Genomic DNA, 25436 nt, shown 5'->3' with positions numbered 1-25436 from the left:
CTATGCAGGAGATTGAGGAAAAGAGTTCCCGGAGTGAATTGCGAGCCATTGTTAGGGAACAATTGCGACTGTTATTAGAAGATCGCAACTGGGAAGGTGCTAAAACTCTATTATTGCCAGTGCAGCCTGTGGATATTGCTGAGGCAATCGATGGGTTGCCTAAAGCTATGCAATTAACCGCTTTTCGTTTACTCTCCAAACAAGAAGCTGTAGAAGTTTATGAACACCTTTCTACAGATATTCAACAGTCTTTAATTGAGGAGTTTCGAGATTCTGAATTATTAGAGATTGTCAATAGTATGGCTCCCGACGATCGCGCGGGTTTATTTGATGAATTACCCCCTCGGTTAGTGCGGCGGGTTCTCGCCCAACTCTCACCCGAAGAACGTCAAGCCACCTCTCAGTTATTAGGTTATCAGGCGGGAACAGCCGGCCGTCTCATGACCCCTGAATATATCGCTTTGAGGTACAATTTAACCATTAAAGAGGCATCCGATCGCATTAGACAATTAGCACGCGATCGCGAAGTGAGTTATTATGTCTATGTAGTTGATGAACAGCGGCGGTTAATGGGAGTCGCTTCTCTGCGGGATTTATTATTAGCTGACCTTGATCAATTCCTAGGTGATATCATTAATCCTGATGTGGTTTTTGCCAAAACAGATACAGACCAGGAAGAAGTCGCCCGTTCCATTCAACGTTATGATTTAGTGGCTTTACCTGTGGTCGATCGCGATCATACCTTAGTCGGAGTCGTAACCGTAGATGATGCGATCGATATTTTGCAAAAGGAGGCCACCGAAGATATTTATATTATGGGTGCTGTCAGGTCTGAGGGGGAAAGCTATTTTCAATCCAATTTAGCCACCATTACCCGTAAACGTATCCCCTGGCTATTCATTTTGTTAATCACCAACACCTTAACTATTTTTGTGATGAGCAATTTTGAAGCCGTCCTTGATGAGGTCGTCGCTTTAGCCTTTTTTACCCCTCTGTTAATTGATGCGGGTGGGAATGTCGGAGCCCAGTCTTCTACCGTCGTCATTCGCGGGTTAAGTACCGAAGAATTGAAATATAAAAAACCCCTTTGGGTGATTATACGCGAGTCTATGACTGGCGGACTTTTGGGGATTTTATTAGGGGTGGTAGTAATTGGGATGGTGTTTGTCTTTTTAGGACAAATTAAAATCGGTTTAACCGTGGGGATTAGTTTACTTTGTATTACTATTATTGCCGCCACCGCCGGGGCGGGATTACCCTTTCTGTTTCATTCCTTTGGGTTAGATCCCGCCTTGATGTCCTCTCCTTTTATTACCACCATTGTCGATATTTTGGGGATCTGGATTTATTTAAGTACCGCCAAATTACTCCTCGGTCTTTAAGTCATCCAAAAATCGCCAAACTTCCTGTAAAAGTGCCTCCAAACCAATGCGCGCTACCGCCGAAATTAGGAACACTCGAACCCCGGCGATCGCCTCAAGTTGAGAAGCGATCGCCTTACTTCTTTCCTCCGAGTCCCCCACCGCATCAATTTTGTTAATCGCCAGAATTTGCCGCCGCCTTTCCAAACCTCGCCCATAGGCGATTAACTCCTGTTGAATAATTTGATAATTAGCGATCGGGTCTGTGTCGGTAATATCAATCATGTGTAGGAGAATGCGGGTTCTTTCGATATGGCGCAAAAACTCATGACCTAGTCCAGTCCCTCGGTGTGCGCCTTCAATCAATCCCGGAATATCCGCAAATACCGTCCCATCTCCCGTCGGTTTACGGACTACTCCCAGATTAGGAATTAGGGTAGTAAAAGGATAATCTGCCACCTTGGGACGGGCGGAAGATACTGCCGAAATCAGAGTTGATTTTCCCGCATTCGGTAAACCAATAATCCCCACTTCTGCCAACAATTTTAACTCTAGTCGTAGTCGCCGACTTTCTCCTGGTAGTCCCGGTAAAGCATAATCAGGGGCGCGGTTTTGGTTACTGAGAAAATGACTATTTCCCAAACCGCCTTTACCCCCAGCCGCCACGCAAAATTCCTGATTAGGGGTGACTAAATCCACCATCAGCTCTGAGGTATTGGCATCATAGACCACTGTACCACAGGGGACCTCGATAATGCGATCGCTTCCCGATGCCCCCGTTTTATTTTTCGGGCCGCCTCGTTTGCCATCATCAGCTTTAAAGCGACGGTTATACTGGAAGTCCAGGAGAGTTTGCAAGTCTTCCACCGCTTTCAGGATCACAGACCCCCCTCGGCCCCCATTGCCTCCCGCCGGACCTCCAGCCGGGACGTATTTTTCCCGGCGAAAGGCAACTATGCCATCTCCCCCTTTTCCGGCTTCTACTTCAATTTCAGTGCGATCAATAAACTGCATCGATTTAAATCAGCCCATTTTTAAGGCCGTTGAAGGTAATAATAAGTCGCCATAGGTGCGACTGTGGCAATTACTAGGACTACCACAACTAAGATCGTCGCACTTTTGTCGTCGGTTTCTTCAGCCGATTTAAATGTACTCGCCACTTGCAGATTTTCCAGGAGTTTAGGTGCGCCCGGATCTCCTTGTCCTGAGAGGACTTTGACTATACGATCCGTGGCCGCCAGGAAGGCTTCATTATACTTCTCACCTTCTCGCAGGGGGACTTGTAGGGTTTCGTTGGCTACACTCTCGGCGATCTCAGGAGTTAGCCACTGTTTTACTTTGTCTCCGGTATGGATGGCGCTATTATTGGTTTGGGTATCGACCATCAACAGAGTTTGATTAGCGGCCTCTTCTGCGGTGGGAAACCATTTCTCAAACAACTGATCTGTAAAACTTTGGGCTGTTTCTCCGTAGTCCAGGCGGCGGATCGTCACTAACCGGACCTCATACTCCGTCTGATCCGCTAGTTTCTCCAGGTTTTGGTTAATTCTGCCTTCGGTAGCGCGACTGAGAATATCCTCATCATCAATAATCCAAGTGCGATCGCCAGTTTTCAAGTCTGGCATTTGATAAACTCCTGTAGCCATAGCTGGCGCAGTGGACAATAGCAATACCATCACTATTGCTATCATTCCCGCCAACAAATGCCACCATTTTGACATGACGTTAAGCTGTTGATTCATAGGGCGATAGTAATTTCTGTATTATTAGACCCCACTTTATCGCAAATTTCGCATTAGCGATCGCTATACTTTCACATTAGTTAATCCTACCTATAACCCCTCACCCTCACCAGATGATCACCCGGAAACCACCCTCCAACTCTCAGATTTCAGGTAGACCCCTCATTGAACCCTTCCATATATATTGTTTAAAGACCGGAGATAAACGGAACATCATTGTACCATTTTCCATGGTTTTTAGCAAGCATCGTCTCTGCAAAGATTGTAAACCTTTGATGATCTCCGTCGAGGATAGGGATAATTTTTCGGTTAACTGCGATCGCGACAGGGGACGGTCAACTTGGCTTAACTGTAAGGCGATCGCTTTTTCCATGGAAGATAATCGCTCGAAAACTTCTCCTAATTGACTACTCATTAATTCCGTGATTACCGGGGTGTCTTCTGCCAAAAACTCCGAGACTTTACCGCAAAACATATTCCTAATTAAATAGGAAACATCTTCCAAATAGACTGGATGACCTTCGTATATTTCGATTAAATTTGACCAGCTTTCTCGGTCTGATAATTCCAGACTCTCTAAAATGTCTACACTATTCAAGCCGGATAAAGTTAAGGATTTGATAGGATATAGGTCATTATTGAGGGATAATAACATTTCTTGGGATTGTTCTTGGCTGATGACAATAATGCTGCTTTTATGTTCAATTTGTGCGATCGTCCTCAAAAATTGGCTATAGTTTTTATATGGTTTTTGGTATTGTCCCGCCAACTTGCCGCTGATAAATAGTTCTTGTAAATCATCAAGTATTAGCAAGCATTTTTGTTGTATTAACAGATTAATCAGGTCATGGATTTGATAATCTTTGGGGCTGGATTCCTTATTAAATTTAGTTAAAATATCATTAGCAATAGGCGTTAAATGTGGTGATAGTTTTAGATTTTTCCAACTCACCACCTCAAAATTATCTTTATGGCGATCGACTAATTTTTTGACTAGGGTAGTTTTGCCAATTCCCGCTATTCCCACCACTGATATTAAGGGGATACTTTCATCAATTAACCAACGGGATAGGGTATCTATTTCATCAGTGCGATCGCCAAATTTCCAGATTTTAGGTGCCATGGTTAAATCGTGGCATATTTTTTGGGGTGGCGGTGGTTGGGGAGTAGCGATCGCTTGTTCTTCCTGTTCAGAATTGCCATTCGGATAATAAGGACACAAAGTCACATTATTGTTATTAACAAAGATTTGCGAATTTATTGCCCTTTCCAGAGTCCAACAAAAATTGGATTTTTTAATATCCTCATTAAGCTGTTGAGATAAAATCTTAAATAATTTACGGCTAACATCTCCGATATAGTTTTCATTGTAGCCATCATTCCCGATATCTTCCGCGATATCCTTGTAAGTCTTCCCTGTCAACAGTCCTTGAATGATCGACTTTTGTAGGTCGTCTAGGTGTTCTCCCGTCTGTTGTGACACCAACCTATCCACAAATTGTAACAATTCCGTTATATCCATAAACTTAGGCTTGGTAAGGGTTTCAGCCATTATAACTCAGTTCTGAATCAGAAAATCAGGTTTTTTCTGGCATTCGTTTGACATTTTGTCACAAAATTGACCAGAAAATCTGTTTTTTTCTGGTTGCAGGGGTCAGGCGATCGGATATACACTGGGGAAAGAATGATAGCAGTACACTACTGAGACGAGACAGGCTCAACCAGTCACAGCCTTAGCAGCGAAAAGTTTTACTGAATCAAAAAATGGCAATTCAGGAGATGGATCTATGGCTATTAATAAAGATCTTTTTTCAGTCAACAATTTTCAGTCAACAATTAGAGGATATTGTAACCGAATTGGCTGGGGCATTGCAGAACTTAATTCCAACAAAGCTGTCCTGAGATTTAATATGGATTCAGGAACCACTCAAACGGTTTTTATTATCAGATATGAAACAACTTTAGAGTTTTCTTGCCCCACTGGCTTGAAGTTTTCTGGCTTTGATGCAATTCCTCATCAGCTTTCTTCCTATATGCTTAAAGAAAATAGCAAATATAAGATTGGATTTTGGTGCATTGAAGAATTAAGCAATCGTCAAGTGTTTTCAATTATGCATAATGCTGAAATGAGTTTAATAGACATTAACTACTTTATCAGTATTGTTAAAACTTTAGTGCAAAAATGTGAGGATTTAGAACAGGCAGCAGAGCAAAGTTTAAGAGGTATATGAATACCAACCTAACCCTACTACTGTGGTGCGTCAGTATGTTAATCATCCGGTTATGATGAAGGTTGACCGCTTCTGATACTCCCTGTGGTGCGTCAGTATCAATCATCGGGTTATCGGCTAGGTTGACGGCTTCTGACGCACCCTACTACTGTGGTGCGTCAGTATCAATCATCCGGTTATCAGTCAGGTTGACGGCTTCTGACGTACCCTACTATTGATCACCTCTCAAAGTCCCTCTCCCTCTGTGGGAGAGGGATTTAGGGTGAGGGCAATGTATTAAGCGACTGGTGAACAAGCTGTATCAATCATCGGGTTATCAGCGAGGTTGACGGCTTCTGACGTACCCTACTGGGTCAGATCTGCTATGATTAGGGTGGCTTTTCGGTGGTCTTGATATGGGATCTGTGGTTTCTGGTTCACGAGCAACTATTAAATACTTGAAAGAACCTACGTCAATGGCTTGGGTTCAACAGGCGATCGCTAATTTGGATATCATCCTACTTGACCACTCCCACTGTGAACGTAAGGCGGCGGGAGTAGCCTTGAATTTGATGTTTCGTTATCCCTCTAGTACCCAATTGGTGCGAATGTTAACAGCGATCGCTCAAGAAGAATTACAGCATTTTGAACAGGTAAATCAGTGGCTCGAAAAACTACACATTCCCATGCGATCGCTTCCCTCTCCCCCCTATGGCGCGGGTTTGAATCGCCATGTCCGCCGAGAAGAACCACACAGAATGCTTGATTTATTATTGGTTTCTGGATTGATAGAAGCCCGCAGCCATGAACGTTTGGGCTTATTATCTGAATATTGTCCCGATCCAGAATTGGCTAAGTTTTATCGCGGTTTGATGGCTTCCGAAGCGCGTCACTATGGCATTTATTGGGTGTTAGCAACTACTTATTTTGAACAGGAAACCGTTAGCCAAAGACTAGAGGAATTGGCTACTATTGAAAGCGAACTCCTTTCCACACTACACCCGGAACCCCGGATTCATAGTTAGTCTCTGCCAAATTCTCCGACTTCTTAACTGATTATATCACCGAATTAACGGTTATGAGAAAAGTATATAAAGATTTTATAATTCGTTCCTGGGAATCAGGCGATCGCCAAGTTGTTCAAGACTTAATCGCCTCAGTATTAGCTGAATATCGCTTAACTTGTGAACCGGAAGGCGCTGATATCGATGTCTGGGAAGTCGAAAAGTATTATCTTAATAATGATGGGGAATTTTGGGTAGTCGAACAACATCAAAACCTAGTGGGAACTGCTGCTTATTATCCGATTAATCGTGGTACAAATGCCGTGGAAATTCGGAAAATGTATTTACAGCCACAGGTCCGAGGTCTAGGGTTAGGCAAATATTTATTAACTCAATTAGAACAAGAAATTCACAGACGAGGATTTCAGGAGATTTGGATTGAAACTGCGACGGTTTTAAGGGAAGCCGTGAAACTCTATGAACACCATGGTTATGAACCGACAACGGGAGTAGAAACTCGACGATGCGATCGCATTTACAAAAAAACTTTGCCTTAGTATAGAGACCTATACCAACCCGGCGGCGGTTGGTAAACCGGACACTCAGCCTTTCCGGTAGAGTCGGGAGTTTTCCCGCCGCCAAAGCTAAAAATTGGTCAATTAGCGGAACATACTACTAACGGAACTATCTTCGTGAATGCGCCAGATAGTTTCACCAAGTAAATTAGCAACCGATAACACAGTCAGCTGATCAAAAGTTTTATCCGGGGAAGCTGGGATAGTGTTAGTCACAATCACTTCCTCCAAAACCCCCGTAGACAGACGTTGAATAGCTGGGTGAGAAAACACCGCATGGGTAGCACAGGCATAAACCTGCCTAGCACCCTCTTCCCGGAGGAGGCGAGCGCCTTCGCTAATAGTCCCGGCTGTGTCAATCATATCATCGACCAAAACGGCTGTTTTGCCTCTAACATCACCAATGACATTGAGAACTTCTGCCACATTATGAGCCTGACGGCGCTTATCAATAATCGCCAGGGGTGCGTCATTGAGTTTTTTAGCAAAAGCTCTGGCACGAGCCACACCTCCGACATCTGGAGATACTACGACAATATCAGATAGTTGTTTACTAGCTAGGTAGTTTAAAATAACAGGTGAACCATAAACATGGTCGAAGGGAATATCAAAATATCCTTGAATTTGTGCCGAATGCAAGTCCATGGCTAAAATCCGACTCGCACCAGCTTGGGTGATTAAATTAGCGGTCAGTTTGGCTGTAATCGATTCGCGGCCAGCGGTTTTGCGGTCTGCCCTAGCATAGCCATAATAGGGTATTACGGCGGTAATTTGCCTAGCAGAGGCTCGACGACAAGCATCAATCATAATTAGGAGTTCCATCAAGTTGTCGTTGACTGGATGACAACAGGGTTGAATTAGGTAGACATCACAGCCTCGAATGGACTCCTGAATTTGGATGTAAAGTTCTCCGTCCGCAAACTGCTTGCGAACCATTGGCCCCAAATCAATGCCCAGATAGCGACTCACTTCGGTGGCTAAAGCTGTATTGGCAGAACCTGAAAACAATCGTAGTCGATTGTGGTCGGTCATTAGTGCCTCAGAATGAGGAAGGGGTAGAGTGGCAGAACGGATCACGGCATTTCCTCGCAGTTCATTCCTAGTTATTTTACCATTATTCAGTAGCCCAGGAAACAGTTAAATTGGCTATCATTCAGGAGTAGCTCCCCTTATCAAAGGATCGGAACAGGTGGCGACGGTTGTTGATGATATGCTCAACCAAGTTGGGGCGAGCTTGGCTCAACATATAGGTTATGGGTAAATTGATTCAGACCAGACTAGACGAAATAATACAGCGACGGAAAGGGAAGGTTCACGGAAACATGGTTAAAAATGTTGTTAAACACAAATGAGGGGGTCACAATCAAGACTTTTTGACGGCTTCGCCTTGATTTATCTGTTAATTTGTAACCTATGACAAGTATCAATTCTATGCAATCGGCTATTCCACTAGGGACTGTTTTACAAAATCGCTACCGCTTGCTCAGGGTTTTGGGTCAAGGTGGGTTTGGCTTAACTTATCTGGCTGAAGATCTTGGTCGCTTTAATGAGTATTGCGCGTTAAAGGAATTTACCCCGGTGCAAATGGGGACCTATGCTTGGGAAAAGTCTAAAGAACTATTTAGGCGGGAAGCTCAGGTGCTTTACCAAATCCAACACCCGCAAATTCCCAAATTTGGGGCGGTTTTTGAGGAAAATCAGCGGTTGTTTTTGGTTCAAGACTATGTGGAGGGTCAAACCTATTATGCGCTGCTCAAAGACCGGAAAAATGCCCCGGTGGGTCAACCTCGCACTTTTGCTGAGGCTGAGGTGATAACTTTCCTTCAGCAAATGCTACCGGTTTTGGAACATCTCCATGGTCTCAATATTATTCATCGCGACATTTCCCCGGATAATATTATCCGCCGCGATCGCGATCAGCTCCCGGTTTTGATTGATTTTGGGGTAGTTATTGAACAGGCGACTTATATTCAGTCTCCGGGTCTAACTCAGCCGGTGGGTCAAACTAGGGTGGGAAAATTGGGTTATGCTCCTGCTGAACAAATGCAAACGGGGAAGGTTTCCCCCAGCAGCGATTTGTACGCTTTGGCGGTAACGGCGATTTTTCTGCTGACTGGACGAGAACCGCAAGATTTAATTAACCAACAAAATCTAACCTGGATGTGGGAACCTTGGGCGACTGTGACTCCTCAACTGGCCACGGTTCTCAATAAAATGTTGAGCCGTAATCCCGGCGATCGCTATCAGTCGGCTAGGGAAGTAGAACAGGCTCTCAATAATCTCTCTGGAATTGTACCTAACCCCCCCACTACTGACCCGAATTTATCAGGACTCAAAACTCTGGCGGTGGGGTCTCCTGTCTCTATGCGATCGGGGTCTAATCATCAAACTACTCCGGTGATATCTACCCCTTCCCTTCAGTCTTTTTGGGATAATCCCATTGCTGTTATGGCGGCGGGAATTGCTGTGGCTATCCTCGCGGGTTATGGGTCTTTGAGTTTGGTCAGCTATTTACTAAATTCTACCGGGTCAGATTCAGACCCAGACCCGATTACTACTGTTGAACCCAGACCTAGACCTAGACCTAGACCGGAACGGGAACCGCAACCGCAACCGCAACCGCAACCGCAACCGGAAGCAGAAACGGAAACTACACCCACACCTACACCACCAGAACCAGAACCGGAACCTACGCCGGAAGTCTCAACTAGACGCTTAGATCTCACGCCGGGAGATACTACTGTTGTTGAAGGGGCGATCGCTGGGAACCAAATATCTGAATATCTCCTCTCGGCTACGGAAGGACAACAGCTTTATCTGTCTGTTACTGGGGATGGTGTGTTACTGACATTGCTGGGACCTGACAACAACCCGGTTAATTCCCGCGCGACTGGGGTATCAATTTGGCAGGGTCCTTTATTTGCTGATGGTGACTATACCATTATCCTGGAAACTCTCCCAGGATTGTCTGAGACTGCATACACCCTAGAGTTGGAATTGATTAACTCTTTACCTCCTATCATTCCTACAGAACCGCAACCACAACCACAACCACAACCACAACCACAACCGCAACCGCAACCACAACCACAACCCAAGCCGGAACCAGAACCGGAACCCATAGCGGAACCAGAACCGGAACCAGAACCGGAACCAAAACCGGAACCAAAACCGGAACCCATAGCGGAACCCAAGCCGGAACCAAAACCGGAACCAGAACCGGAACCGATAGCGGAACCAGAACCGGAACCTATACCAGAAAACCAAGAGAGGAATCTTGATCTGAGTGGGAACCCTAAACCATCGGAAAAACCGCCAACTTTTTTTCCGGAACCAGAGGCGGAGGTAGATGATATCGGGAATAATGAGGTTAAGAATCTCGAGAAACTAATCGCGCCATACTAACTAAACTAACTGTCAGCACCCCCGGCTGAAGCACGGGGGCTTCGTGCCCCCCGCTTTCAGGTAGCTGACCAGCTTAAGCCTTAACTGGCTACGTTCAGAGCAAGAGTTAAAGTTCCTACCCTGGAATGCGTGCTAGTTCCAGGCCCTAGAACCAAATCGTTAAACAGTCCTAAGGGGTTAAGACAGTGCGATTTGGAAAGTACCGACTCTGAACATTAGCGAAGCAAACGTTACGAGCAATCAGAACAGACGCAACAATGTCTAACCATATTTTCGTTTTAGATACCAACCGCAAGCCCCTGACACCGTGCAAGCCAGGGATGGCACGATCACTGCTCAAAGCCGGGAAAGCATCGGTATTTCGACGCTACCCATTCACCATTATTCTAAACAAGGAGGTTGACGCTAATCCTGAACCGCTCGAACTCAAATTAGACCCAGGCTCTAAAGTCACTGGAATTGCCTTGAAGCAAGGGAATCATATTATCTTTGCTGCCGAGTTGCAGCACCGAGGACAGCAGATTAAAGAAGCATTGCTCTCTCGTCGTCAACTCCGACGTTCTCGACGAAACCGCAAGACCCGATATCGACCAGCTCGGTTCTTGAATCGGACTCGTCCCGAAGGTTGGTTAGCTCCCAGCTGGCAGCATCGAGTAGATACTCTAATGACCTGGGTTCACCGATTTCGTAGACTTGCCCCAGTTGGCCGCATTGCTCAAGAGCTAGTACGGTTCGACCTGCAATTGATGGAAAACCCTGAGATATCAGGTGTTGAGTATCAGCAGGGAGCATTACAAGGCTACGAAGTCAGGGAATACCTGTTGGAGAAGTGGGGCAGAACCTGTGCTTACTGTGGGGCTCAAAATGTACCACTTGAAGTTGAGCATATCCAGCCTCGGTCTAAGGGTGGCTCTGACCGGGTTTCTAACCTGACGATGGCTTGCCACTCATGCAATCAAGCCAAAGGCAATGGGGACATTCTGGATTTTTTATCGGGCCAGCCTGATGTCCTGAGTCGTCTTCTCAGGCAGGCCAAATCACCCCTTAAAGATGCGGCTGCCGTTAACTCGACCCGATGGGCCTTGTTCAAGGCTCTCAAAGCAACAGGACTCCCAGTTACCACAGGAACGGGCGGACAAACGAAGTTCAATCGACTGAGGCTCAACCTACCTAAAGCTCACTGGCTTGATGCTGCCTGTGTTGGACCAGTCGAATCACTCGAAGTTCTGACTTCAAAACCGTTGCTGATTTTAGCAAAGGGGCATGGAACCCGTCAGATGTGCGGGACGAATAAGTACGGATTCCCTACTCGTCACCGCTCCAGGAGGCAAATTCATAAAGGCTTTCAGACTGGCGACATGGTGACGGCTACGGTCACAGCGGGGAAGAAAATTGGCTCATATCTAGGACGGGTTCTCTGCCGTGCGTCTGGTAGTTTTGATATTACCACCGCTTCTGTACGGGTGGCAGGCATCAGCCACAAATACTGCCAACCCATTCACAGGAAGGATGGTTACGCCTATGCTTGAAAGATTGACGGGGACTAAAGTCCCCCTGTCGCGTTTCCTCCCCGGTCTAAAGACACGGGGCTTCCACTCTCCCAAGAGGTTTACGTGAAAAATACCCTGCTGATTACTGCAACTGATACGGAAGCCGGAAAAACGGTTTTAACTAGCGCGTTAATTGCCTATTTTGACAGTTACCAAAAGTCCCTGAGTTGGGGTGTACTCAAACCAATTCAATCGGGAATAGGCGATCGCGAATTGTATCAACGCCTATTTTTACGCGAAGAGTCCCTAGAGGCGATCGCACCTATTTATTTTGATGCACCCCTCGCCCCCCCTTTGGCGGCGGAAAAGGAAAATCGCCAGGTGGAACTCAGTCAGGCTTGGTCAGCTTTGGTCAACCTTCAGCAACAGCGAGATTTTGTCCTGGTGGAAGCCTTGGGCGGTTTGGGTTCCCCTGTGACTAGGGAATTGACTGTGGCTGATTTGGCGCGGGATTGGGCTTTACCGACGGTTTTGGTGGTTCCTGTGCGACTAGGGGCGATCGCTCAGGCTGTAGCTAATGTGGCCCTCGCTAGACAGGCTAAAGTAAATTTGCGCGGCATTGTCCTTAACTGTCTTCAACCCACACAACCCCAGGATGTTGAGAATTGGACTCCGGCGGATCTGATTACCTCCCTCACTCAAATTCCGGTTTTGGGTGTGATTCCCTATTTGGACAATCCCACAGACCTACAACAATTAGCCCAAGTCGCCGCCCAATTGGATTTAGAGGCGATTTTGCCGATCCGATGGGCGGCAAATCCTTGTATATCAGGGGTTTGAGGAAATCTCAAAAAAAGTTTGATTTGGGGGTTGACATTTCCTGAACTATCCCCTACTATTAATAACTGTGCGAGAGAGAGAAGCGGAGAAAACGCTAAAGCGATCGCAACCAGAGAGAGATTTTAGAGCTTTCCTGGTGTCTATGGCTCAGTGGAACCACACCGATCCATCCCGAACTCGGATGTGAAACGCTGAAACGGCGAAGATACTTGGCGGGTAGCTGCCTGGGAAAATAGCAAGATGCCAGGATAATTATGAACTAGGACTTCCCGCCAGTGGTAAACGGTAGGAGGTCTTAGTTGGTTTTGATGGGGTATAGGGAGATGCTAATCTCCCCGATGATTAGATCGGGGGAGACTTGCGGCATGGTGTAATTATGGATGGTTAGACGGCAGTTTTGGCATCATAGCGACTGGTCAACCGGTCAAGTTGTTTGACTAACAAGCTGAGGAACAGCCCCACATCAGTGACGACACCCACAGACTCAACGGAACCGCGATCGCTTAACTTGGTAACCACAGCCGGGTTAATATCCACACAAACCATTTTAACCCCAGATGGAGTCATATTGCCGACACCGATAGAATGGAGCATGGTAGAGAGCATCAGAATCATGTCGGTATCTTGTAGCAACTGGTTATAGTGCTGCTGTGCTTGAATTAAATCCATCTGGGTATCAGGTAGAGGGCCATCATCGCGGATGGAACCCGCCAGGGAGAAGGGAACATCATTGCGGACACACTCATACATAATACCACTGGTGATTACTCCCTGTCGGACAGCACTAGCAATGCTACCGCAGCGCCGAATAGTATTAATCACTTTGAGATGATGGCGGTGTCCTCCTTTGACGGCGACTCCCTGTTTCATATCGACACCGAGAGAAGTTCCCATCATGGACTGTTCAATATCATGAACAGCGATCGCATTTCCGCCCAATAAAGCCTGGACATAACCCTGGCGAATGAGACGAGACAAATGCTGAGATCCGCCAGTGTGAATAACCACAGGACCAGCAGTGACGACGACTTTACCACCGCGATCGCGAATTTGGCGCATTTCCCAGGCTACCTGTTCGACGATCAATTCTACGCGCCGTTCACTAGAAACCCCCGCCGACATAAAGCCAAATTCCTGATTATTGCGCTGTTCGCGAGATTCAGCTTTGCGGATAGTGCGGATACCCATAACATCGACAACTACTTTTTCGCCAACTTCGAGATCTCGCAACAATTTACAACGGGCGATCGGTCCTGAGGGTCCTTCGGTAACAGCGATCGCCCCATCCATGCGCTGATTTTGAACTCGGACCCACTGACCGGCGATGCGTACTTCTGTGGGATAAATGGTAGTCACATAGAAATCATCGGGACTGACACCATGCTGATGGACAGTTTCCAGTTTCGCATCTTGAACATCGTCTTGTGGAGAAAACGCGCCGATATCAATAAGTTGACTCATAATCTCTTCCATGACCTCATGAGAGGGGGCTGAGATTTTAATTTGTGCGCTAGAGGTACTTTGGCGCTGTTCTCCTAGATTAAAATTCTGGACTTGGAAGCTACCGCCGCCTTCGACGACTAGATCTAAGGCGCGGTTAATTAAACCTGCATCTAACAAGTGACCCTGTAAACAGACTGTGCGGCTTTCGAGTTGAGTCGCAGCATGGCGATCCTCAATAATGGGTTCAGTTACCCGCAGAGTTAAACATTTCGCCGCCCCTCCAGCTTTCAGAAATTCGGTCAGGGGAGTTTCAATGACATTAAATCCGGCTTCAGATAGCCTTGATTTCAGGTTATCGCTGATTTTGTTCATAATCACCGTCTGGTTAATATTGACGGCGTTACAGGCGAAATTCACCGCGTCTGGTTCATCAATAGCAATGCGCTTTTCTGGGGGAACTCGCAGTTCAATGAGACGATTTGAATAGGAATCAAAAGCTGGGGGATAGTACAGCAAATAACCCCCGCTTAGAGGACAAAAGCAGGTGTCGAGGTGATAGAAGCGATCGTCCATTAATCGCAGGGATAGGACTTCTATATTCAACCATTCCGCCAACAGGGAGTGAGAGTCGAGTTCAGACCGGAAACCATATCCCGCCCATAAATAGCGCCCTTCACGGTCTAATAAAGCATCTCCTGCGCCTTCAAAAGGGAGATCTTTGGGGAGTTCGTGGACGGTAAATCCTTGGCTTTCAAACCACGCTTTAAAATAAGGTTCCTCTCCTTGGCGTTCTTTATGGTAGAACCGACTGAGAACAACAGTTTTATCTAAGACAAGTCCGGCGTTAGCTGTGAACACCATATCTGGCCAACCTTTCTCGGGTTGCACTAGATCGACGATCGCATGATCTTTAATGGTATGGTGAAGTTTCTGCCATTGTTCTACAGCGCGATCGTAGGATGATTTATGAATATTACCCTCCATCCACGGGTTGATCACATAATCTACATCATAGTGATCTGGGGGACACATAAGAAAGCGAATCGCATCAGTCATAATTAAGCTAATTGGTAGATATACACATCACAGCCACTAAACCACAAAAACCACTCCCACACCTGACAAGTGTTTTAGAAGTGGTCAAGTTTAGTCATAGTCAAGCCAACTTATCATTCTAACATGGCCGGACACTTTCCCCATTGTCATCTGCAAATGCTAGACTAGGTGCTGGGGACGATCGCATTTCTATCTCCAGTCAATGCACACACATTCTGTGGTGGATACATTGGCTGGCGTACAATAGTCTACTCTCCCCTAGACCTATACCTTTAACATCCACGGGAGAAATAAAGCTATTAAAGCCTTTCCCTCTTGGCAACCAAAACTGATTATATAAGATAACCGGGAATTAATTAATAAATTATGGCTAAAAATAGTTTTAATCTTTCCGAATGGTCGATTCGACAACCTGTTCCCACTTTGGTGCTGTTTTTGATTCTGACGCTGGTGGGGTTGATGTCTTTTTTTCAACTGGGAATTGATGATACTCCTAATATAGATATTCCGGCTGTTACGGTGACAGTTACACAACCGGGAGCGGGTCCTAATGAATTGGAAAATCAGGTAACTAAACCGGTGGAAGATGCGATCGCCGGATTAGGAAATATTGACCAACTTACCTCTACCGTCAGAGACGGAGTATCTACCACTACGGTGAGTTTTGTTTTGGGAACCGATAGCGATCGCGCTACTAATGATGTCCGTAATGCGATCGCCCAAATTCGCCAAAGCCTACCCCAAGATATTAACGATCCTATTGTACAGCGTCTCCGATTTGCGGGCGGGTCGATTATGACATTAGCAGTAACATCACCCACTCGCTCAGTAGAAGAACTTAGCGATCTTGTCGATCGCAACATTAGCCGCGCTTTACTTAACGTTCCTGGTGTCGCCCAAATTCAACGACTCGGAGGAGTTGACCGAGAAATTCGCATCGAACTTCACCCCGATCGCATTCAGAGTTTAGGCATTACCACCACCCAAGTTAACGACCAAATTCGTGCCTTTAATATTAACCTTCCCGGAGGGCGATCGCAAGTAGGCGGTAGCGAAAAAAGTATCCGCACCCTCGGAAGCGCCCAAACCGTCGAAGCATTAAGAGACTATCCAATTATACTCCCCAATGGTAACTCAGTTCCCCTGTCCAGTATTGGCACGGTTACCGATGGTTTAGCAGAAGTCCGCCAAATCGCCAAATTTGCAGACTTTCCCCTAGAGTCTAACAGTCAAATTGGTACTCCTGTCGTCGCCTTTTCCGTCCTCCGCAGTACCGGAAGCACCCTAGTATCTGTAGAACAAGGTATTCGCGAGCGGGTGGTAGACCTAGAAAAAACACTCCCAGAAGACATTAACCTAGAACTAATTGTTACCAGGGCTGACTCGATTCGCGAGTCCTATCAAGCCTCAGTAGATGCTTTAGTTATCGGTTCCATTTTAACCGTTGTGGTGGTCGGTGTATTTTTGCGAAACTGGCGACCCACTTTAATTACCGCGATCGCCTTACCTTTATCGATTTTACCCACCTTCCTGGTGATGCGGATGTTCGATTATACCCTCAATGGGATGACTCTATTAGCCCTAGCTTTAGCCATGGGAAACCTAGTAGATGATGCTATCTGTATGATGGAAAATATAGATCAGCACGTTGAGATGGGTAAACCTCCTTTTAAAGCTGCTATTGATGCTTCCCGCGAAATTGGATTAGCCGTAGTCGCTACCACCGCCACCATTGTCGCTGTCTTCCTTCCGGTCGCTTTTATGGGAGGAGTTCCCGGTCAGTTTTTCCAACCCTTTGGGGTCACAGTCGCCACCTCTACCATGTTTTCTACCCTGGTCGCCTGTACCATGACTCCCCTATTGGGCGCTAGGTTACTTCAACAAAAATCAACACCTCCCAAAACTGACACTAATCACACCCGGCGGCGCTTCTCTCCCTATCGCAGCCTTTTGGGTTGGTCTTTGCGACACCGCATCACTACCCTATTATTAGCGATCGCCTTTTTTGTCGCGAGTTTACAATTAGTTCCCCTCATCCCCAAAGGCTTATTTAGTAGTGGAGATACTGGATTAAGTACCATTTCTCTCGAATTACCACCCGGTTCTACTTTAGCCGAATTGGAAACTACCACCCAGGAAGCGATCGCCCTCTTAGCCGAAAATCCCGCCGTTGACAACGTTTTAGCAGTCTTGGGAAATCGTGGGGAAGGTGTCGTAGAAGTTAACCGAGCTACCCTGTCTGTAAATTTAGTCCCCTCCGATGAACGGGACCTATCCCAGGCGGAATTTGAAGCACAAATGCGAACCCGTTTTACTCAAATTCCTGGGGCGAGAATTAGCTTTCAGTCCCAAGGTGCAGGTGGCGGCGGGAAAGATTTATCTATTGTTCTTAGTGGTGATAACCCCGATGCTTTGTTAGAAACTGCTAATGCTTTGGAAACCCAAATGCGGTCAATTCCCGGACTCGTAGAAGTTACCTCTAGCGCTAGTTTGGTCAGACCGGAAATCTTGATTCGTCCTGACCCTAGAAGGGCTGGAGATTTGGGCGTTTCTGTACAGGCGATCGCTCGTACCGCTTTATTAGCTACCTTGGGTGATAATCAGTCCAATTTGGCTAAGTTTGACTTACCCGATCGCCAAATTCCTATCCGAGTACAATTGGCTGAGGAGTTTCGCAACAATTTTGATGCGATCGAAAATTTACGCATACCTACCCAGGATGGTCGATTAGTTCCCCTTTCTGCGGTCGCTGATATTACTATCGGTAGCGGTCCCGCTACTATTGACCGCTATTTCCGTTCCAGACAAGTACAATTGGAGGCTAATTTAGAAGGTCTTTCCTTGGGTGATGCTCTCGCACAGGTACAGGCTTTACCAGCTATGAACCCTCTACCGCCTGATGTACAACAGCAGTCCGAAGGTGATGCTAGAATTATGATTGATGTCTTCACCCGCTTTCTCTCCGCTTTGGGTTTAGCTGTCTTGGGGATTTATGCCATCCTCGTATTGCTTTACAACAACTTTATGATCCCCGTTACCATTTTGATGGCTTTACCTCTATCCCTCGGCGGCGCATTACTAGCCTTGATGGTTACTCAAAAAGAGTTGGGCTTATTTGCTCTCATTGGTATTGTCTTGTTGATGGGTTTGGTAACTAAAAATGCCATCCTTTTGGTCGATTGTTCTATGGCTAATCAACAGATGGGAATGTCTCGATTTAATGCAGTCCTAGAAGCTGGCTGTTCCCGACTGCGACCTATTTTGATGACCACTTTTTCTACCATCGCTGGTATGTTACCTATTGCTTTGGAATGGGGCGCAGGTTCTCAGGTACGCAGTCCTATGGCGATCGCTGTTATTGGTGGAATGACTACATCTACCCTCTTAACTTTGGTCGTCGTTCCCGTCTGGTTTACCTATGTTGATGGTTTCCAAAACTGGCTGAAAAATCCTTTTAAACCCAAACGGCGGCGCGTATCACCTGCTAAAAAAATCCCCCAAAATATGGCTTCTATTAAATGATTTTGGGCTAGATGATTTTTTGTTCAACACCTAAAAAAATCGCCCGATTTTTCAGTAAAAGGTTGACAAATCATCAGCCCGCAGCTATAATTGTATAGTGGGGGGCTGATGTGGCTATACGCTTGATTTTTTGTTCAACACAGAGAAACCTAAAGGGGTGGTAGTGTAGGGGGGGTGGAGGTTTCAGCCCTTAATGGTTAAAAAATAGATTTGTCCGCCGCCATCACCAGCGACCACTGTACGGCCATCAGAAGCGATCGCACAGGATCGGACAGCAGAAGAAGTGATGAACTTAGCGAGGACGGTTCCGGCGTTCAAATCCCATAACAGGAGGGTATCGTCAAAAGAACCGGACACAGCGCGGTTAGCGTCTGGGGTAATCGCCACAGCATTAACCGATCGCCGATGACCGACAAGCGATCGCACTTCTCGCCCGGTGAGCAAATCCCATAACTTGAGAGTATCATCAAAGGAACCAGACAGAGCCTGTTTACCGTCTGGGGTAATCGCCAACGCATCAACCCAGCGGCGATGACCAACAAGCGATCGCACTTCCAGTCCAGTTTGTAAATCCCAGAGTTTAAGGGTGTTATCCTCCGACCCGGAAAGCGCCCACCGACCATCAGGAGTAATCGCCACCGCCGAAACCGAATCATCATGACCGCTAAAAGACCGAATTTCCTTGAGAGTCGTTAAATCCCAAAGTTTAAGGGTGTTATCCTCCGACCCGGAAAGCGCCCACCGACCATCACAGCTAATCGCCACCGCCCTAACCGGGTCAGTATGACCATTCAAAGAATATAATTCTTGTCCCGACTCCAAATCCCACAGCTTGAGAGTAGTATCTTCCGACCCAGATAAAGCCCGTTTACCGTCCGGGGTAATGGCTACCGTCCTGACCCAATCACTGTGACCCACCAAGCAGCGCAACTCCTGTCCTGTCTGCAAATCCCACAACTTGAGAGTTTCATCATAGGAACCCGACAGAGCAAACCTATCATCAGGGGTAATTGCTACCGCAGAGATAGCATCACTATGACCGTGGAAACAATCTAACTCCTCTTCCGTACCCAAATCCCAGAGTTTGAGGGTCTGATCAAAAGAACCCGATAGTGCTTGCGTACCGTCTGGAGTGATCGCCACATCCCACACCCAACGACAATGACCCATAAAAGATCGCAACTCTTCCCCGGTTTGTAAATCCCAGAGTTTGAGAGTCTTATCAAAAGACCCCGACAAAGCCCTTTCTCCGTTGGGAGTAATCGCCACCGCATTCACCGAGTCTTCATGACCGACAAACGATCGCAACTCTTTCCCGGTTTGTAGATCCCAGAGTTTTAGAGTTTGGTCAAAGGACCCCGACAGAGCGCGTTTCCCATTAGGAGTAATCGCCACCGCCCAAACTGAACCTTCATGACCGACAAGCGATCGCAACTCTTCCCCGGTTTGTAAATCCCAGAGTTTGAGAGTCTTATCAAAAGAAGCCGACAGAGCGCGTTTACCGTCCGGAGTAATCGCCACCGCCGCCACCAAATCCCCGTGACCCGTAAAAGTTCGTATTTCCTCCCCCGTCACCAAATCCCACAGCCTGATAGTAGTATCTTTTGAGCCTGACAGAGCGCGTTTACCGTCCGGAGTAATCGCCACCGCCGTCACCCAATCCCCATGACCGACAAGCGATCGCAACTCTTCACCCGTCCGTAAATCCCACATTTTGATAGTGTTATCATAGGAGCCGGAAATCGCCCGCTTACCGCTAGGGCTAATCGCCAAAGCCAAGACCCTACAAGTATGACCTTGAAGCGATCGCACTACCCGTCCCGTCTTCAAATTCCACAACTTTAGAGTAGTATCTCCCGAAGCCGACACACCAGCCCTACCATCAGGAGTAATCGCCACCGCATTCACCGAGTCTTCATGACCCACCAAAGTCCGAATCAGCACCCCATCAGGGGAATCAAAACAGGGAAACAGCGGACAAAACCAAGACCGCTGCTGGTATTGTTTGACCTGTTCAATAAAACCCTTAATCCCCTCTTCCGAGAAATACAGTAGCCGTCCCAGCAACTGTTCCGCCAACTGGTCGTTATTTTCCTCCAGGATATGAGAAGACATCAACAAAGACTTTTGAATCAATTGGAAAACCCGTTGCTGACCTGGGGACACTAAAGGTAAGGCTAAATCATAATCATCAATTATCGCCGCGATCCCCACATTGGCTAACTTTTGTTCCAAAAAGCCAAAATCCATTAACCAATCAACCAAGCGTTTGATATCCTTAATTTCCGCCAGATAAATAGGTTGGTGTCGTAAAACATGGAGACGGTCTTCTGGTAACTGTTCAGTCAGCCAATTTGCCAGATTTTGGGTCATAAAGGCGCTCCCTTCGCTAAATTCTCCACAATACCACGTTTAAGTTCTTCAAGATTCACACCAGAATCAGCCGATTGCTTTTCCAGGAAATCATGAAAAGACCCGTGGTAAATACTATATCGAGTTTCGTTGTCAATAATTTGCACCTGCAAAAATTGATCCCATTGTTCCAGGACTGTAGATAGCACCGATTCTTCCACTCCTGTCAACTTAGCCAGCAAACGACAAGAAACAGGTTCGCGCACTTTTGATAATACATAAATAGCGCGAATTTGCGCCATAGGTAAGGATTTGTGGTTAATCCTCAGCATCTGCCAGTGGTGCTTATAATACCCCCACAAGCCAATCGGTAAACTTTCCAAAGTTTTACCATTATACACCCCATTATGTATATCATTCAACACATAGCGCAAATACATAAAGTTATTTTCGCTTTTGGCGACCAGTTGAGTACAAAACTGTTCGGCGGTTAACTTTTGTGATGCCATCCACTGTTGAATAAAGCGACTTTGCGACAGCCGTTTATTAGTGTATTGACCAGCATCCCAAGCACTTTCTGACCGATACTGCATTAAATTACAGATGGTTTGATGGTCGCTTACTGGTAAGGGCAGTTGTTTATAACGTTTCGATATGATAAAATAGACATTTTCCGGGAGTTTGTCGGGTAAGTAAAGCACATTACTTCCCGGTGTTTGACTCGACAAATCCACCTCATTTAAAGCATCCACTACTACCACCAACTTTTTGCCCCGTGGTAGGGTCTGGCTGGCTTCTTTTAACAACCGTGATAAAACTTTACCGTTTCGCAGGGCATTTTCTGGTAAACTGGTATAGTCCAGTTGATAGCCTTTAATGAGTGCAGTGCAGATATTTTCTAAGAATTGTCGAGCGGTCACTTTCCCTAAAGATTGGCTGTTAAAATAGCTCAGACAGTGACCTTCAAATAACTGCACACAACGCGCCAGGATAGCGGTTTTTCCATAGCCGGGGTCTGCTTCCAAGACAAAATAACCTTGGGGCTCTTTTTCCAGAAACTCCTTAATGGCTTCAAAAACATGAGTCCGCCCCACAAAATACTTAGTTGTATCAGCTATGATACTTTCGCATTGTGGCGAAATCGTAAAAGGTGTTTTGCTCTGGTCAAAACAAGGCTCTAAGGCTTCCTGAATTGACTCTAGTTCATCCTGTAGTCCAGTGTTCAACTGTTTTAAAATAGTCAAGATGTCTTGTTGGGTAATAGCAATTTTATGGGCTGAGGTTTGACTATCTCGCAGCAAGTCTAATACCATAGCATGAAAAACTTGCCCCCCTTTAGCAGCATCTTGTTTCCAGATTTCTGTGAGATTATGGGCGAACCGTTTATGCAAATGTTGGCTAATAGCTTTAATGGCATCTTGGTAATAGTGAATACCGTGGGATAAATGGGATTTATGTTGTTCCATTAACCAGGTGATTAAGTGTTCCCAACTTTGCAGATCCAGAGTTTTCAGGAAAATATCTGACCCATTAGCTGCTAATGTATAACGCAAATGGTGTTCACCGATCGCCTCATAGTCTGCTATACCTTCGCTACTGTGTTCGATTTGTAGCCAGTATTGTTGAGTATGTTTAGCTAAATGCTTTAATTCTCTGGCGATATGTTGATAGGTTTTTTTTTGGGCTATTTGCAATAACCCTAAAGCGATCGCTCCTCCCACAGATTTGGCTAATTTTTCCTTACTCAAGCCTGGGGATTGTTCCCCCAATTTTTTGGCAAAATCCAGCAGTTTACTAGCGGTGATACTATTAACAGTAGGTCCCGAAAAATGTGTGTAAAACGGGGTTGCCGCTTTGGTATAACCTGTAACGACGGAACCCACAGACAGTAAGGCTGTCACCTCTAGGAAGAATTTGTGTTGCTTAACGGTGTTGATCATAATTCGATTTCTGCCAGTGATGTTAACCGAGCAAACCTCTAGGCAATTTTCCGAGGATAACTGGGATAGGGTCTATAGTAAGCTTAATTTTAGAGATAGCAGCAATACATAAACTTATTTTCACTTTTGACCCTGCTCCTAGGTAACTCTCCTAGGATAGATTTCTCGACCCATACTCTGTGATGTATTTTCAGCCGATATATCTTCAAGAATATCTTGATAGTTATATTCTTGAGCCGTCTATCATCGTCGCATAAATTTTGGGCTCGAATTGTATCAGATTATGCGCTTCCGTGGTGATCTGGATCAACTAACCTGTGAGGTACAATTTCAGGCGATCGCTACACCAACACCGATCCTAAAGTTAATCAAAGTTGATCAAAGTTTAGCTAACGATGCCATGTCGCTCCGAAAACATTATTGACCCCAACTATAGTTTTCATGAAGATCCCCGACTTGTCAAGCTACACTGTCTCATAGACGCTAACAGTAAGGAACTTCGCGATGATGAAATTACAACCCCTGACCCCTTCTGCTTCGGACTCGGTTTCTGATCATGGGGTATCTGACCAGGTGGGAACTTGGACCATTGAAGATAGCGAGAAACTCTACCGCATTCAGGGGTGGGGTGAACCCTACTTTTCTATTAATGCTGCGGGTCATATCACGGTTTCCCCTCAAGGCGATCGCGGTGGGTCTATTGATTTATATGAGTTGGTCGAGTCTCTGAAAAAACGAAATCTGGGGCTACCTTTACTGATCCGCTTTCCTGATATCCTGGAAGACCGCATTGAACGCCTAAACGCTTGTTTTTCTAAGGCGATCGCCCGCTATAATTATCCGGGAGTTTATCGGGGAGTTTATCCGGTTAAGTGTAACCAAGAACGTCATCTGATTGAGGATTTGGTGCGCTTTGGGGAGCCTTATCAATTGGGATTAGAGGCGGGTTCTAAACCGGAATTGTTGATTGCTTTGGCTTGTCTGACTACTCCCGGTGCTTTACTGATTTGTAATGGCTATAAAGACCGACAATATATCGAAACCGCCATGTTAGCCCAACGGTTGGGACGTAAAACTATTGTGGTGATGGAACAGTTAGAAGAAGTGGAATTAGCCATAGCCGCTAGTCAAAATCTGGGGATACAACCGATTTTAGGAGTGCGGGCGAAATTGGGAAGCCGAGGTGTAGGACGTTGGGGAGGTTCCACCGGCGATCGCGCTAAGTTTGGTTTAACTATTCCCGAAATTATCCAAGTATGCGATCGCCTCCAGGGTTTGGGAATGTTGGATTGTTTGCAGCTTCTACACTTCCATATTGGCTCACAAATCTCCTCTATTAGTGCTATTAAAGATGCCATCCGAGAAGCTAGTCAAATTTATGTGGAACTCGCTAAATTAGGCGCTAATATGCAATATCTGGATGTCGGCGGCGGTTTGGGGGTAGATTATGATGGTTCTAAAACTAACGCCCCCGCTTCCAAAAACTACAATATGCAAAACTATGCTAATGATATTGTGGCGGAAGTTAAGGAAGCCTGCGAACAGGGAAAAATTGATGCGCCTGTTTTAATTAGTGAAAGTGGAAGGGCGATCGCTTCTCATCAGTCCATCTTGGTTTTTGATATCCTGGGAAGTAGTGAACCCAGCACCGCTAACCCTCCGAATATTCATGATGATGACCATCTCCTACTCAGGAATTTAGCCGAAACCTATCAATCTATTACTCCCGATAATTACCAAGAAGCCTATCACGACGCGATCCAGTTTAAAGGGGAGGCGATTAGTGTCTTTAATTTCGGTTACTTGAATTTACGCGATCGCGCTAAAGCTGAACAATTATATTGGGCTTGTTGTCATAAAATCCGCGAGATTATTCGAGACTTGGAAACTATCCCCGATGATTTAAAGTCTATTGAGCAGATTATGGCTTCTATCTACTATGTAAATCTCTCCGTTTTTAAGTCTGCGCCAGACTCCTGGGCGATTGACCAACTCTTCCCGATTTTGCCAATTCATCGCCTTAATGAAGAACCAACTCAAAGGGCGACCTTGGCAGATTTAACCTGTGATAGTGATGGTAAAATAGACCGCTTTATCAATTGGGGGGATTCTAAACCTATCTTAGAAATGCACCCCCTGACACCATCAGAACCCTACTATTTGGGGATGTTTTTGGCGGGCGCATATCAGGAAATTATGGGGAATTTACATAACCTATTTGGCGATACCCATGTGGTTCATATTAAACTCAATCCTCAAGGTTATCAGGTAGAATATGTCATCAAAGGCGACACTATGAATGAGGTTTTGGGTTATGTACAATATGATAGTGAGGATTTGGTGGAAAGTATCCGCCGCCAAACTGAACAAGCCCTTCAGTCCCAGAAAATTACCATCGAAGAATCTCAGCTTCTCCTACAAAACTATGAACGCAGTTTGACCCAATATACCTATTTGACCTCTCACTGATGCTCAAATTTTACGGAATTACCCCAA

The 25436-nt window shown here is 46.0% G+C and carries 16 protein-coding genes and 1 rRNA gene; 10 read left to right on the top strand and 7 right to left on the bottom strand.

Translation table 11 applies throughout. The features are described from left to right. The first annotated feature begins 2 nt into the window (after window positions 1–2). A complete protein-coding gene (gene mgtE, locus NLZ44_RS02790; protein ID WP_493751786.1) occupies window positions 3–1382 on the top strand; it encodes a magnesium transporter in 1380 nt (459 codons plus the stop codon). On the opposite strand, the gene obgE is transcribed toward mgtE, so the two are convergent. The 3 genes from obgE to NLZ44_RS02775 form a co-directional block, all read right to left on the bottom strand. Then, window positions 1365–2375, bottom strand: coding sequence for a GTPase ObgE (obgE, locus tag NLZ44_RS02785; protein ID WP_493751785.1), 1011 nt, complete (start codon window positions 2373–2375; stop codon window positions 1365–1367). The two genes, mgtE and obgE, sit on opposite strands and share 18 nt — an antisense overlap. A 20-nt stretch (window positions 2376–2395) precedes the next feature. Further along, entirely contained in the window at window positions 2396–3103 is a 708-nt protein-coding gene (gene psb32, locus NLZ44_RS02780) for a photosystem II repair protein Psb32 (RefSeq protein WP_111891361.1), read from the bottom strand. 142 nt (window positions 3104–3245) lie between these two features. Further along, window positions 3246–4655, bottom strand: a complete 1410-nt coding sequence (locus NLZ44_RS02775; RefSeq protein ID WP_493751784.1) for a helix-turn-helix domain-containing protein — start codon at window positions 4653–4655, stop codon at window positions 3246–3248. Window positions 4656–4890: 235 nt separating this feature from the next. Here NLZ44_RS02775 and NLZ44_RS02770 point away from each other — a divergent pair, with 235 nt between their 5' ends. From NLZ44_RS02770 to NLZ44_RS02760, 3 genes are all read left to right on the top strand, one after another. Continuing rightward, the gene (locus NLZ44_RS02770) at window positions 4891–5334 is read left to right on the top strand and encodes a hypothetical protein (RefSeq protein ID WP_315664055.1); all 444 of its coding nucleotides are present in this window, start codon (window positions 4891–4893) and stop codon (window positions 5332–5334) included. Window positions 5335–5729: 395 nt separating this feature from the next. Continuing rightward, window positions 5730–6338, top strand: coding sequence for a MiaE family protein (locus tag NLZ44_RS02765; protein WP_111891357.1), 609 nt, complete (start codon window positions 5730–5732; stop codon window positions 6336–6338). 53 nt (window positions 6339–6391) lie between these two features. Then, entirely contained in the window at window positions 6392–6874 is a 483-nt protein-coding gene (locus NLZ44_RS02760; protein ID WP_493751783.1) for a GNAT family N-acetyltransferase, read from the top strand. Between the two features lie 102 nt (window positions 6875–6976). Here NLZ44_RS02760 and NLZ44_RS02755 read toward each other — a convergent pair whose 3' ends face one another. Beyond that, on the bottom strand, window positions 6977–7969 hold the full coding sequence (locus tag NLZ44_RS02755; protein WP_493751782.1) for a ribose-phosphate pyrophosphokinase: 993 nt from the start codon (window positions 7967–7969) through the stop codon (window positions 6977–6979). 336 nt (window positions 7970–8305) lie between these two features. On the opposite strand from NLZ44_RS02755, the gene NLZ44_RS02750 reads away from it, so the two are divergent. The 4 genes from NLZ44_RS02750 to rrf all read left to right on the top strand — a co-directional run bounded on the left by NLZ44_RS02750 (window position 8306) and on the right by rrf (window position 12876). Further along, window positions 8306–10297, top strand: coding sequence for a protein kinase domain-containing protein (locus NLZ44_RS02750; RefSeq protein ID WP_493751781.1), 1992 nt, complete (start codon window positions 8306–8308; stop codon window positions 10295–10297). Window positions 10298–10554: 257 nt separating this feature from the next. Next, window positions 10555–11826, top strand: coding sequence for an RNA-guided endonuclease IscB (gene iscB / locus NLZ44_RS02745; RefSeq protein ID WP_493751780.1), 1272 nt, complete (start codon window positions 10555–10557; stop codon window positions 11824–11826). 84 nt (window positions 11827–11910) lie between these two features. Next, a complete protein-coding gene (gene bioD / locus NLZ44_RS02740; protein ID WP_493751779.1) occupies window positions 11911–12627 on the top strand; it encodes a dethiobiotin synthase in 717 nt (238 codons plus the stop codon). 132 nt (window positions 12628–12759) lie between these two features. Beyond that, window positions 12760–12876, top strand: a 5S ribosomal RNA gene (gene rrf, locus NLZ44_RS02735). 135 nt (window positions 12877–13011) lie between these two features. Here the strand turns inward: rrf and argZ are convergent. Continuing rightward, a complete protein-coding gene (gene argZ, locus NLZ44_RS02730) occupies window positions 13012–15126 on the bottom strand; it encodes a bifunctional arginine dihydrolase/ornithine cyclodeaminase (RefSeq protein WP_493751778.1) in 2115 nt (704 codons plus the stop codon). Between the two features lie 366 nt (window positions 15127–15492). On the opposite strand from argZ, the gene NLZ44_RS02725 reads away from it, so the two are divergent. Then, window positions 15493–18648, top strand: coding sequence for an efflux RND transporter permease subunit (locus NLZ44_RS02725; RefSeq protein ID WP_493751777.1), 3156 nt, complete (start codon window positions 15493–15495; stop codon window positions 18646–18648). A 183-nt stretch (window positions 18649–18831) separates the two neighbouring features. Here NLZ44_RS02725 and NLZ44_RS02720 read toward each other — a convergent pair whose 3' ends face one another. Beyond that, window positions 18832–21021, bottom strand: coding sequence for a WD40 repeat domain-containing protein (locus NLZ44_RS02720; protein WP_493751776.1), 2190 nt, complete (start codon window positions 21019–21021; stop codon window positions 18832–18834). Continuing rightward, window positions 21018–22940 (bottom strand): ATP-binding protein, encoded by a 1923-nt coding sequence (locus NLZ44_RS02715; RefSeq protein WP_493751775.1) that lies wholly within the window; start codon window positions 22938–22940, stop codon window positions 21018–21020. Before NLZ44_RS02715 ends, NLZ44_RS02720 begins: the two co-directional genes overlap by 4 nt. Window positions 22941–23447: 507 nt before the next feature. On the opposite strand from NLZ44_RS02715, the gene speA reads away from it, so the two are divergent. Next, a complete protein-coding gene (gene speA, locus NLZ44_RS02710; RefSeq protein ID WP_493752938.1) occupies window positions 23448–25409 on the top strand; it encodes a biosynthetic arginine decarboxylase in 1962 nt (653 codons plus the stop codon). The last annotated feature ends 27 nt before the right edge of the window (window positions 25410–25436 follow it).

The sequence above is a fragment of the Arthrospira sp. PCC 9901 genome, assembly GCF_059013425.1.
This window is presented reverse-complemented; position numbering and strand designations above follow the sequence as displayed.

Coding starts and splice junctions, on each gene's coding strand:
- NLZ44_RS02775 (WP_493751784.1), bottom strand. CDS start 4,655: ATGGCTGAAACCCTTACCAAGCCTAAGTTTATGGATATAACGGAATTG.
- NLZ44_RS02725 (WP_493751777.1), top strand. CDS start 15,493: ATGGCTAAAAATAGTTTTAATCTTTCCGAATGGTCGATTCGACAACCT.
- NLZ44_RS02770 (WP_315664055.1), top strand. CDS start 4,891: ATGGCTATTAATAAAGATCTTTTTTCAGTCAACAATTTTCAGTCAACA.
- obgE (WP_493751785.1), bottom strand. CDS start 2,375: ATGCAGTTTATTGATCGCACTGAAATTGAAGTAGAAGCCGGAAAAGGG.
- psb32 (WP_111891361.1), bottom strand. CDS start 3,103: ATGAATCAACAGCTTAACGTCATGTCAAAATGGTGGCATTTGTTGGCG.
- argZ (WP_493751778.1), bottom strand. CDS start 15,126: ATGACTGATGCGATTCGCTTTCTTATGTGTCCCCCAGATCACTATGAT.
- NLZ44_RS02765 (WP_111891357.1), top strand. CDS start 5,730: ATGGGATCTGTGGTTTCTGGTTCACGAGCAACTATTAAATACTTGAAA.
- NLZ44_RS02750 (WP_493751781.1), top strand. CDS start 8,306: ATGACAAGTATCAATTCTATGCAATCGGCTATTCCACTAGGGACTGTT.
- speA (WP_493752938.1), top strand. CDS start 23,448: ATGAAATTACAACCCCTGACCCCTTCTGCTTCGGACTCGGTTTCTGAT.
- NLZ44_RS02720 (WP_493751776.1), bottom strand. CDS start 21,021: ATGACCCAAAATCTGGCAAATTGGCTGACTGAACAGTTACCAGAAGAC.
- NLZ44_RS02760 (WP_493751783.1), top strand. CDS start 6,392: ATGAGAAAAGTATATAAAGATTTTATAATTCGTTCCTGGGAATCAGGC.
- NLZ44_RS02715 (WP_493751775.1), bottom strand. CDS start 22,940: ATGATCAACACCGTTAAGCAACACAAATTCTTCCTAGAGGTGACAGCC.
- iscB (WP_493751780.1), top strand. CDS start 10,555: ATGTCTAACCATATTTTCGTTTTAGATACCAACCGCAAGCCCCTGACA.
- mgtE (WP_493751786.1), top strand. CDS start 3: ATGCAGGAGATTGAGGAAAAGAGTTCCCGGAGTGAATTGCGAGCCATT.